Origin of the sequence: uncultured Mucilaginibacter sp., assembly GCF_903913935.1 — a bacterium.
GTDB lineage: Bacteria > Bacteroidota > Bacteroidia > Sphingobacteriales > Sphingobacteriaceae > Mucilaginibacter.
On sequence record NZ_CAIWNH010000452.1, the window covers coordinates 1 to 10,584 of the forward strand.

At 42.7% G+C, this 10,584-nt stretch carries 15 protein-coding genes; 7 read left to right on the forward strand and 8 right to left on the reverse strand.

All coding sequences use genetic code 11. From position 1 onward, the window contains the following. The 4 genes from rpmB to QZY09_RS18125 form a co-directional block, all read right to left on the reverse strand. On the reverse strand, positions 1–230 hold a 230-nt coding region (gene rpmB / locus QZY09_RS18110; protein WP_295674654.1), incomplete at its 3' end, for a 50S ribosomal protein L28. 168 nt (positions 231–398) lie between these two features. After that, complete coding sequence (locus tag QZY09_RS18115) at positions 399–638, reverse strand: hypothetical protein (protein WP_295674655.1); 240 nt, start codon at positions 636–638, stop codon at positions 399–401. 521 nt (positions 639–1,159) lie between these two features. Beyond that, positions 1,160–2,050, reverse strand: coding sequence for an IS3 family transposase (locus QZY09_RS18120; protein WP_295674656.1), 891 nt, complete (start codon positions 2,048–2,050; stop codon positions 1,160–1,162). Between the two features lie 2 nt (positions 2,051–2,052). Beyond that, positions 2,053–2,367 carry a transposase gene (locus tag QZY09_RS18125; RefSeq protein ID WP_295674658.1) on the reverse strand — a complete coding sequence of 105 codons (315 nt, stop codon included), beginning with the start codon at positions 2,365–2,367 and terminating at the stop codon, positions 2,053–2,055. Positions 2,368–2,633: 266 nt separating this feature from the next. Between QZY09_RS18125 and acs the strand changes: the two genes are divergently transcribed. The 4 genes from acs to QZY09_RS18145 all read left to right on the forward strand — a co-directional run bounded on the left by acs (position 2,634) and on the right by QZY09_RS18145 (position 5,607). Further along, positions 2,634–4,547, forward strand: a complete 1,914-nt coding sequence (gene acs, locus QZY09_RS18130; RefSeq protein WP_295674659.1) for an acetate--CoA ligase — start codon at positions 2,634–2,636, stop codon at positions 4,545–4,547. A gap of 58 nt (positions 4,548–4,605) precedes the next feature. Continuing rightward, positions 4,606–5,013 carry a nucleotidyltransferase substrate binding protein gene (locus tag QZY09_RS18135; RefSeq protein WP_295674660.1) on the forward strand — a complete coding sequence of 136 codons (408 nt, stop codon included), beginning with the start codon at positions 4,606–4,608 and terminating at the stop codon, positions 5,011–5,013. Beyond that, on the forward strand, positions 5,003–5,329 hold the full coding sequence (locus QZY09_RS18140; protein ID WP_295674661.1) for a nucleotidyltransferase domain-containing protein: 327 nt from the start codon (positions 5,003–5,005) through the stop codon (positions 5,327–5,329). The genes QZY09_RS18135 and QZY09_RS18140 overlap by 11 nt, the downstream gene beginning before the upstream one ends. A 92-nt stretch (positions 5,330–5,421) precedes the next feature. Then, positions 5,422–5,607 (forward strand): CsbD family protein, encoded by a 186-nt coding sequence (locus tag QZY09_RS18145; protein WP_295674663.1) that lies wholly within the window; start codon positions 5,422–5,424, stop codon positions 5,605–5,607. A gap of 32 nt (positions 5,608–5,639) precedes the next feature. Here the strand turns inward: QZY09_RS18145 and QZY09_RS18150 are convergent, their stop codons facing one another. Continuing rightward, the gene (locus QZY09_RS18150; protein WP_295674664.1) at positions 5,640–6,194 is read right to left on the reverse strand and encodes a Uma2 family endonuclease; all 555 of its coding nucleotides are present in this window, start codon (positions 6,192–6,194) and stop codon (positions 5,640–5,642) included. A gap of 27 nt (positions 6,195–6,221) precedes the next feature. Here QZY09_RS18150 and surE point away from each other — a divergent pair, with 27 nt between their 5' ends. The 3 genes from surE to lpxB are packed head-to-tail and all read left to right on the forward strand — an operon-like array spanning position 6,222 to position 8,385. Further along, the gene (gene surE / locus QZY09_RS18155; protein ID WP_295674665.1) at positions 6,222–6,995 is read left to right on the forward strand and encodes a 5'/3'-nucleotidase SurE; all 774 of its coding nucleotides are present in this window, start codon (positions 6,222–6,224) and stop codon (positions 6,993–6,995) included. Then, complete coding sequence (locus tag QZY09_RS18160) at positions 6,992–7,276, forward strand: hypothetical protein (protein ID WP_295674667.1); 285 nt, start codon at positions 6,992–6,994, stop codon at positions 7,274–7,276. The genes surE and QZY09_RS18160 overlap by 4 nt, the downstream gene beginning before the upstream one ends. Continuing rightward, positions 7,273–8,385, forward strand: a complete 1,113-nt coding sequence (gene lpxB, locus QZY09_RS18165; protein ID WP_295674669.1) for a lipid-A-disaccharide synthase — start codon at positions 7,273–7,275, stop codon at positions 8,383–8,385. The genes QZY09_RS18160 and lpxB overlap by 4 nt, the downstream gene beginning before the upstream one ends. Positions 8,386–8,458: 73 nt before the next feature. Here lpxB and QZY09_RS18170 read toward each other — a convergent pair whose 3' ends face one another. From QZY09_RS18170 to QZY09_RS18180, 3 genes are all read right to left on the reverse strand, one after another. Continuing rightward, positions 8,459–8,602 carry a hypothetical protein gene (locus QZY09_RS18170; protein WP_295674670.1) on the reverse strand — a complete coding sequence of 48 codons (144 nt, stop codon included), beginning with the start codon at positions 8,600–8,602 and terminating at the stop codon, positions 8,459–8,461. A gap of 33 nt (positions 8,603–8,635) precedes the next feature. Continuing rightward, positions 8,636–8,815: a hypothetical protein gene (locus QZY09_RS18175; protein ID WP_295674671.1), complete on the reverse strand. Its 180-nt coding sequence runs from the start codon at positions 8,813–8,815 to the stop codon at positions 8,636–8,638. Between the two features lie 212 nt (positions 8,816–9,027). After that, entirely contained in the window at positions 9,028–10,215 is a 1,188-nt protein-coding gene (locus tag QZY09_RS18180; RefSeq protein ID WP_295674672.1) for an MFS transporter, read from the reverse strand. Between the last annotated feature and the right edge of the window lie 369 nt (positions 10,216–10,584).

The window sequence follows — 10,584 nt, forward strand, 5'->3', positions numbered from 1 at the left end:
ATATAACCTTTTTTTACAAATTTATTGATACAGGCAGTGATCCCATTTTTGCTGATGGTTTTTACTGCTGATGTGGAAACCTTTAAGGTAATCCATTTATCTTCCTCAGGAATATAAAACTTCTTAAGTTTCAGGTTTGGATGGAATCTTCTTTTGGTCTTAACGTTTGAGTTAGAAACGTTATTTCCTACTAAAGATGCTTTTCCTGTTAAATCACAAATTCTTGACATGACAAATCTTTTTTAGCTCCTTTTCTCAAAAGAGTTTGCAAATATCAGGATTTTATGTTGAATAGGCAATAGTGATTTGAAAAATATTTTTTAGAAAAGATCTGCGCTTAAAACAGAAACTTTTTCCAATCATTATTAATACCGAATCAGAAAGACAAACTACCTGGCTTATTTGGCGTAGATGAGCCCTTTTATGAACTCCATTAACGGGATATTGGATAATAGCACACCATCCTTATAGAAATGGCCGAACTGGTCGAAACAATATTCAGTTTGTTTTTCTTTATAATTCAGCGTTATTATTCCCCGAACATCGATGCTTTTATACAATTTTTCATTTTTAAATTGTTTAACCAAAGTATCTATTGCCAAAACAGATTTAAATTGATCAAAAGCCTTTGTGTGCATTGTTTCTTTAAACAATTGTCTAAATTGAACACAGTCAACGGTATAAACATTTTCCGTATTAAAATCCTCCCATTCAATTTTAACGGAAATAAGCTTTTTTGTTTGAGAAAAAGCTTTGCCGGTTACTAAAGACAAGACGAATAGCAAGATGAAAAATAAGGATTTGGCTTTCATTTATTCGATATGAATTATTGTCTCTAAAGATAACTGCTTTAAAACATATTGGTTTTATTAATAATATAGAACATTTCCAAAAAAACATAAAAACCACTGACAAGATTTTGTCAGTGACAAAATCGTGTCAGTAGTTAAGTCGTTAATTATCAATCTTGTAGCGCTTTGTAGCGGTTGTAGCCTTTGTAGCGCTATGAGGTGTATCGGTTTAGCCGGACAGTGAACTCTCTTAGTTCAAAGATAAAATAATAAAAACTTGTTGTTTGTTTGTCGGGTTGGAATGTGGGAAACTCGGAGAGTTTTCCATATTTCAACCCGTTTTTCTTTTTTTGCTACTTTTTTTCTTTTTATCCATCCTCCTTTTTTGGTTGAAAAGCCATCTGCTGCTCAAAAGCCATGGGGCTGATATAGCCCAGTGACGAATGCCTGCGGATGGGGTTATAGTACATTTCAATAAATTCAAATACTTCGGTTCGGGCATCTTCCAGCTTTTCAAAAACACTGCCTTGCAGCATTTCTGTTTTAAAGCGGGAAAAATAAGATTCCATGAAGGCGTTGTCGTAGGGGTTGTCTTTGCCAGTTATGCTTTGCCTGATTTTACGGCTGGCAAGTAATTTGCGAAACTGCTTGCCGGCATACTGCCCGCCGCGGTCTGAATGAACGATAAGACCCTCGTTTATGTAACGGCTGGCTAATGCTCTATTAAGCGCCATCATAACCAATTCCTCCCTCATGTGTTCTGCCAAAGCCCAGCCAACTACCTTACGCGAATATAAATCCATCCATACGGCAAGGAAACTCCACTTGTTCTGTAAAGGAATGAAGGTAATATCGCCTGCCCATACCTGGTTAATGCGCTCAACCTGAATACAGCCTGGCTCCTTCAACAGGTTGGGGCTGATTGGATAAGGATGCCGGCTATCGGTCGTATGGGGAACAAAAGAGCGCGGCTGAATGGCTTTTAACCCATGCTCACGCAATATTCGCCTGACTTTATAAGAACCCATCTTTAAGCCCTGCCCGCGTAATTCCGGTACCAGGCGCCGCACCCCATAACGGCTATAGTGCGCGCTGAAAGTTGCCGCCACTTGTTTCTCCAGCGCCAGATCTTCCGCTTTCTTCACGTAGGTTGCTTTGCTTTTATAGGCATAGTAACAACTCCGGCTTACTGATAGCGTATGGCACATCGTTAAAGCCGGATAATGCGGCTCATGGGACAAAATGAACTCATAAACCATCCTTAAGTCCCCCGGCTGAAAATGCCCAAAGCTTTTTTTAAAATGTCCCGCTCCTGCTCAACTTCCCGCAGCTTCGCCTTTAATCGCTCGTAATCAGCTAATGAGATGCCTTGCGATGCTAGAGGCTTCTGTTCTGCATCTGCTGGTAGCTGATTTCCCGCATACCTGGCTTTCCATTTGTAAATCAGGTTTTCTCCTATACGCAGAGTTTGTGATATCTCCCGTATTGGCCGCCCGCTAAGTACCATCCGTACTACCTCCTCCCGGAAACTCGAATCGTACTTTCGCCGAACTTCTGTTGTTCTTCTTGCTTTCAATGTCTTGCTAATTTAAGCAAATTCACTGTCCGGTTTTACCGATGCATCTCGCTACGCTACAAATTTATACTCCGCCTCTGATATTCCATAGGTTGAAAAGGCGATGCGAAATGAAAGTTTGCCAAAAGTAATTACGCTGAATTGTTTTAAGACATGCGCTCCGGGGAAGCCGCTCAATAAACTTCTTAAATTATTTTAAAAAGCATTGTTTTATTGCCCTGTTAATACAAAAATTACTAATTTACGCCCACCAATTATTGTATATAATGAAGACCCCGTTAAAAGTTACCTCCTTTGAAGATTACCAGGACGTTTACCGCAGAAGTGTGGAACAACCCGAAGAATTTTGGGCCGATATAGCCGAAAATTTTTTGTGGCGGAAAAAATGGGACAAGGTACTGGAGTGGAACTTTAAAGACCCCAGCATTAAATGGTTCCGCGGCGCGAAGCTGAATATTACTGAAAACTGCCTCGACCGTAACCTGAATGCCCTTGGCGATAAACCGGCCATCATCTGGGAATCAAACGACCCGCATGAGGACCACCGCATATTAACCTACCGGCAGCTTTACGATAAGGTATGCCAGTTCGCCAATGTGCTCAAAAATAACGGGGCTAAAAAAGGCGACCGCATCTGTATTTATATGCCGATGGTGCCTGAACTGGCCATTGCGGTTTTAGCCTGCGCCCGCATCGGTGCAGTTCACTCTGTAGTATTTGGCGGCTTTTCCTCCCAATCTATTGCCGACAGGATAAACGATGCTGAATGCAATATCGTGATCACCAGTGACGGCGGCTACCGCGGAACCAAAGAAATCCCATTAAAAAATATCATAGACGACGCGCTGGTACAATGCCCGTCGATCAAACGCTGCATCGTACTTACCCGCAGCCGTACCCCGGTTTCCATGATCAAGGGCCGCGATGTTTGGTGGGAAGATGAAGTTAAAAAAGTAGAGACCCAGGGTAATCCTGATTGCCCGGCGGAAGAAATGGATGCGGAAGATATGCTGTTCATCCTTTACACTTCCGGTTCAACCGGCAAACCAAAAGGTGTGGTGCATACCTGCGGCGGCTATATGGTTTATACCGGCTATACTTTTGCCAACGCATTCCAGTACAACCAGGGCGAGGTTTATTTTTGTACCGCCGATATTGGCTGGATTACCGGGCATTCCTATATTGCTTACGGTCCGCTTACACAAGGGGCAACTGTGGTAATGTTTGAGGGTATTCCATCATGGCCTACACCGGGCCGTTTTTGGGACATTGTAGAAAAATTCAAAGTAAACATATTATATACCGCGCCAACAGCCATCCGCTCGCTAATGAGTTTCGGGGATGATGTGCTGAAAGGCAAGGATTTTAGTTCGATCAAAAAATTAGGTTCGGTAGGCGAACCGATCAATGAAGAAGCATGGCACTGGTTTGATGAAAAGATAGGCCTGGGCCATTGCCCGATAGTGGATACCTGGTGGCAAACCGAAACCGGCGGCTTTATGATCTCGCCGATTGCGGGCATCACCAAAACCAAACCCGGCTACGCCACATTGCCGCTGCCGGGCATACAACCTGTTTTGGTAGACGAAAACGGTAAAATTATTGAGGGGAATGATGTAAGCGGCAACCTTTGTATCCGTTTCCCATGGCCGGGCATGCTGCGCACTACTTATGGCGATCATGAGCGTTGCCGCACCACTTATTTTGCAACCTACCCCGACCTGTATTTTACAGGCGATGGCTGTCTGCGGGATGCTGATGGTTATTACCGCATTACCGGCCGGGTGGATGATGTACTGAATGTGTCAGGTCACCGTATAGGCACTGCCGAAGTTGAGAATGCCATCAATATGCACAGCAGCGTGGTTGAATCTGCCGTGGTTGGTTACCCGCATGACATCAAAGGCCAGGGCGTGTACGCCTTTGTGGTTTGCCCGAATAAACATGGGGATGACGAGCTGGCCCGTAAAGATATTATGATGACGGTTACCCGGATCATCGGCGCGATCGCGAGGCCGGATAAGATCCAGTTTGTATCGGGCCTGCCAAAAACACGTTCAGGCAAGATCATGCGCCGCATCCTCCGCAAAATTGCGGAAGGTGATACCAGTAATTTAGGGGATACCTCTACTTTGCTTGACCCGGCTGTGGTGGAAGAGATAAAAGAAGGGGCGTTGTAGGAAGTTACCATTGTTACCTGAAATTGTTACCTTTATATCTAAATTAGCATTAGTCGAAATGGAGAATAAAGACATACGCTGGAAACAACGGTTTCAAAATTTCGAAAAAGCTTTTTTGTTTTTTGAAACTGCTGTAGACAAAGCAAGCTATACACCAATTGAGGTAGGCGGTTTGGTGCAGGCTTTTGAATTCACATATGAACTGGGCTGGAAAACAATCAAAGATTTTTTGTACGAACAAGGACTAAGCACCAACTTTCCGCGTGAAGCAATAAAGGAGGGTTTTCAAACCAAAATAATTGAAGACGGGCATACCTGGCTGCAAATGCTGGAAAAACGAAATGAATTTTCGCACACTTACAACGAAACTGTAGCCAAAGAAGCTGTTAAGACCATTAAATATATCTACTACCCGGCAATTGGGCAGGTATATCGCTTTTTTAAAGATAAAACAAATGAACAATAGCCGGTTTGGATTTAAATATGGGGATCTGGAAACTATTATTCAAGTGCTTTCGAAATTTCCGGAAATTGAACGCGCTGTAATTTTTGGGTCACGGGCCAAAGGGAACCATCAGCGGGGAAGCGATGTAGATATTGCTGTTTGGACGAAAGATGAATATGAGGCCTGGCAACTACCAGGCATGTTAAATGATGAAACCTTACTTCCTTATAAATTTGACGTGCTAAATTTTAATAAAATTAATAACCCGGAATTAAAACAACACATCACCCGGGCGGGAGTTGAAATATACGAACCTAAGGCCAAAATTCAGGCATGAATATGTAAGGCATCCGTGTTCGTTCTAAGTTTTTTTAAAAACCAAAATGATGCTCCGGATGTTATACAAATACATCTTAAATAAAAAACATCATGGATAAGTTAGAATTAAAAGGCGGCTGGAACCAGGTAAAAGGGAAAATAAAACAGGCATACGGTGATTTGACGGATGACGACCTTGTACACGAAGAAGGCAAGGACGACGAAACGCTCGGGAAACTCCAGGCTAAAACGGGCAAATCCCGCGATGAGCTGGTAAAGTGGATAAATAGCTTATAGTACTTGAAAAGCTCCGGCAAAACGGGGCTTTTTTATTTGAACAGATTGGAAAGATCTATGCTGAAACCTGGAAGTAAATTGGAATTTAAAACCTCGTTATTTTGCGCTTTTTGATGCTGGTAGTAAATGCCGTCTTTCAATGTATATAATTCTGCGCTTTGTTCTATAGGGTCAATGATAATGTATTCTTTGACGCCATACTTTTCATAAATATTTTTCTTTTGCCGGAGATCATAGTAGGCGTTAGAGGCCGAAAGTATTTCAATGACCAAATCGGGCGCACCTTCTACACGTTCTTTTACAACCTGAGCCTTTCTTTCTGGCGTAACATAAAGAATATCTGGCTGTAGAACATTCCCCTCATCAAGTTTCACATCCATCGGCGCGTATACCAAAAAGCCGTCATCGATTTTATCGCCTAAAAAATCAGAAATTGCGCTGATAAGTCGACGGGAAATTACCTGGTGAAGAGGAATAGGTGTAGGTGACATAATTAAATCGTAATTGATCAATTGAAAAGGCGCACCTTCTTCCAACTGCATATAATCCTCAGCGGTGTATTTCTTTTTCTTTTCAACAGTAAGCATAATCAAATATAACTAATTTTGCACCAAATGACAAAAACACATCCAACCATATTGGTTGTAAACGACGATGGCATCACCGCCCCGGGCATCAAATGCCTGATGGAGGCCATGCAGGAACTGGGCCGTGTGGTGGTAGTCGCACCGGATAGCCCGCAGTCGGGTATGGGGCATGCTATTACCATAGGCAAACCGCTGCGCCTCGACCAGGTAGATATTTATGAAGGCGTTGAAATGTACCGGTGCTCGGGCACACCTGTTGATTGTGTGAAGCTGGCCGTAAACAAAATATTTAAAGGCCGCAAGCCAGATCTCTGTGTTTCGGGCATTAACCATGGCTTAAATAACTCTATCAATGTGCTTTACTCCGGCACCATGTCGGCGGCGGTAGAAGGGGCTATCGAAAGTATCCCATCTATTGGGTTTTCACTGGATGACTATACCCTGCAGGCTGATTTTTCGCACTGTATTAAATATGTAAAGGAGATCGCGATACAGGTGTTAAAGAACGGATTGCCGGGCGGCACTTTGCTGAATGTAAACTTCCCGGCTACACCTCATATTAAAGGCATCAAAATATCGCGGCAGGCCAATGCCAAATGGGCCGAAGAATTTGATGAGCGCATGGACCCGCAACGGCGACCTTATTACTGGCTAACCGGCGTTTTTCAGCTGAACGATGGCGGCGAAGACACCGATGTTTGGGCGCTTGAAAATGGTTACGTATCGGTAGTGCCTGTTCAGTTTGATATGACAGCACACCATGCTATCCCTTTACTGCATAGCTGGACCTTTAACGTATGATGGAAAAAGACAATATGTTCAGCAAAAATAGTTACCTGGCCGGGGCCCTTTTTGCCCTGCCATTTCCGGCATTATCTTTTTTGGCAGCCTATCTGTTAAAAGACAGTATGCTGCTCTTTAATAAACCGGCACTGCCCTACCTGGTAGCTGTAGTTTTAAACCTTATCATGATGCGCCTTTTGGCAAAAAAAGAAACGGTCAAAACAGTTAAAGGAATCATGGCCATTACTTTTATATTTATAATCGTTCTTTTTATCTTAAAACAGCACCTTTTTAGATGAAGTATTACCTGGTAGCCGGCGAGGCCTCGGGCGACCTGCACGGAGCTAATTTAATGAAGGCCCTGAAAGCGCAGGATCCACAGGCTGAATTCCGCTATTTTGGCGGCGACCTGATGCAGGCCGAGGGCGGCACCATCGTAAAAAACTACGCCGATATGGCCTTTATGGGCTTTATTGAAGTAGCTTTAAATTTACGCGAGATCTTTAAAAATATAAAAACCTGCAAGGATGATATCGTTGCCTGGCAGCCGGACGTATTGGTATTGATAGATTTTCCGGGCTTTAATTTAAGGATAGCTGAATTTGCCAAAAAGAATGGCATTTTGGTTTGCTTCTATATATCGCCAAAGGTTTGGGCCTGGAACCAGAAACGGGTGCTTAAAATAAAGCGCGTTGTTGATCATATGTTTTGCATCCTGCCTTTCGAGGTTGATTTTTATAAAAAATGGGGCATGGAGGTTGATTATGTAGGCAATCCCTTGCTGGATGCTATCGACGCCTTCAAACCTTCGCCTGATTTCCTGGCTCAATACAACCCATCGGGTAAGAAAATCATCGCTTTGCTACCCGGCAGCCGCAGGCAGGAGATTAGCCGCTTATTGCCCGAAATGCTGGGGGTGACGGATCAGTTTCCAGATCACCAGTTTATCATAGCCGGTGCACCATCGTTCAAAAAAGAGTATTACGACCAGTTTCTCAACCAAAAAAATATCCCCATCGTTTTTAACGCCACCTATGACCTTTTAAGCAATGCCGATGCCGCCGTGGTTGCGTCAGGAACCGCAGTGCTGGAAACTGCTTTATTTCATGTACCTGAAATGCTGGTTTACAGGGGCCACCCTATTTCGATCGGCATTGCCCGGGCTGTCGTGAAAATACTGTATATCGGCCTGGTTAACCTGATTATGGATTGTGACGTGATCAAAGAACTCATACAGGAGGATTGCAATATCCAAACGATCAAGGCCGAGCTGGACAATCTGCTGAACAATAAATCCTACCGTCAAAAAATGCTGGTTAGCTTTGATTTACTGGATGAAAAGATGGGCAAACCCGGTGCCTCGGCCCGTACCGCGAGCCTTATAATTAAATACTCCTCAAAAAAATAGCGCCCTGCAATTTGCAAAGCGCTATCGTTTTCACAGGTGATGTAAAAGATGTGTAGTTAACTGTATATGATGGTCAGGCGATTGATAAATTCGATTGCATCAATGCCTGTTGTTTGCTTAGTAAAAATGATTTCAGATCATTTGTCAACAAATTCTTCAGTTCGTTATCAAAACGTATCAATAGTTTCTTTGCTGATGGTTTTTTAATCGTTTTCATAGGCTTGTAATTTAATTTTAGCGTTCAGTTAAATTAGTTTTTATTATCAGTTTTAGTTTCTTCTGTGGTTAAGTTATCTTTCCTGCGTTTGGCTTCTTTATATTGCCTTAACAATTGCTCCTTATCCCTTTCATCGGTAGTCAAAGCGGGGTTTACGGGGTTTTCCCATTCCTTTTCTTCGCTTACGCTATGTTTTTTATTTTCAAGAGCCATCCTGTATTGCATTTAAATGTGGTTATTCCAATTCAGTGCCAGAAAATAGGGCGAAAAATATTCAGCCTGAAAAAGATAACGAATATGGCTTAAAAAACTGTTGAAAAGCATTTTATTAATTGCCGGCAATAACATTTGTCGGGGTTAATGAACAAACAGATGTATAAGTTTTTAGTACACCTGTTGTGTACAGTGGTTACCAGGAAGAATTCTCAGGCAGTTTTGGTGTGATTGAAAAAATGGATCAGCAAGGTAATTACAGAAAGAGTGGCGCCTATCGCGCATACGCCGTTCCACTGGTACGTTTTCCAGAGCTGGGTGGCTAAAAAAGTTCCGGCGGAACCGCCAAGGAAATAAGTAACCATATAAATAGTATTGATGCGGTTGCGGGCTTCGGGCCTTAATGCAAAAATGATGGACTGGTTTGATATATGTGTAGCCTGTACCCCCATATCCATTACGATAACACCGATGATCAACCCAACAATACTGTATGCAGAGAAATAAAATATAATAAAGGAGACGAGGATCAGCAATATGGTAAAGCCAGATAATTTATAGGCATCCATTTTATCGCTCAGCCTGCCCATTAGTCCGGCAGCAATCGCTCCAAAAGCGCCAATCAACCCAAATTCACCGGCGATGCCGCTGCCCATATTAAAATTCGCTTTGAGTAAAAACACTATGGTCGACCAAAAAGCGCTAAAGCAGGCAAAGCATAAAGCACCACGCAAAGCCGCGATTCTCAACTGGGGCTCATCCCTCACCAGTTCAATCAACGAAGTCATTAACTTTCCGTAACCGTCTTTATGATCGGGCTCCACTTCGGGTAAAAACAAACCGATCATCAGCCACATCACCAGCATAATGACCGCCGCAATGTAAAACACGGCCCGCCATCCAAAATGGTCGCTTATTATGCCGCTGAATGTACGGGATAGCAGTATACCTATTAACAGGCCTGCCATTATGGTGCCTATCTTTTTGCCGCGTTCCTCCGGTTTGGCCAGGTGCGCCGCCATCGGCACCAACAGCTGCGGGATCATGGAAGATGCGCCTAAAAAAAAGCTGGCACATACCAGCAGGTTGATACTTTGCGCTGTGGCTGTTAAAACCAGGGATAATACGATGAAAGCAAAGATCACCATCATCATCCGTTTGCGTTTGAGCATATCAGCCAGCGGAGCCAAAAAAAACATCCCGGCAGCGTAGCCCAATTGAGTAAGCATGGATACCTGCCCGGCTTTTGCACGGGTGGTATGAAAAGTGCGGGCTATATCTTCAAGCAGGGGCTGGTTATAATACAGGTTGGCCACAATTAAACCGGTAGCTACGGTCATTAGCCATAAAGTTAAAGTAGTTAGCTCGGGATTTTTTTTTACCGGTACTGCAGATGCCATGTGTGTTTGCGAATCTTTCCGCAAAAATGTCAAAGCATTTTTAGAATGATGTTTGATTTAAGCAATTTTTTCGCCCAGGCATTCAAATTTTTAACTTCTTTTAACAGCTTAACGGATATTAAATGGATCCTTCTGCCATTTTTTTACCAGAAGTTTGCGGAGGCAAAGCAAATCATGTTATTTTTAATTGTATAAGATAATCCCGATTGTTTTAATAAATGCATCGTTTTTTTGAATAAAACAGCAAAAAGTTGCGTTAAATTACTATAAAAGGTTAAAAAATAGGCTGATTATTGAATATTTGCCGCTAAATTTTAGCATTATTTAGGTTTTTTTATATTTTATTTGAAATAACTGAAAATAAAAATG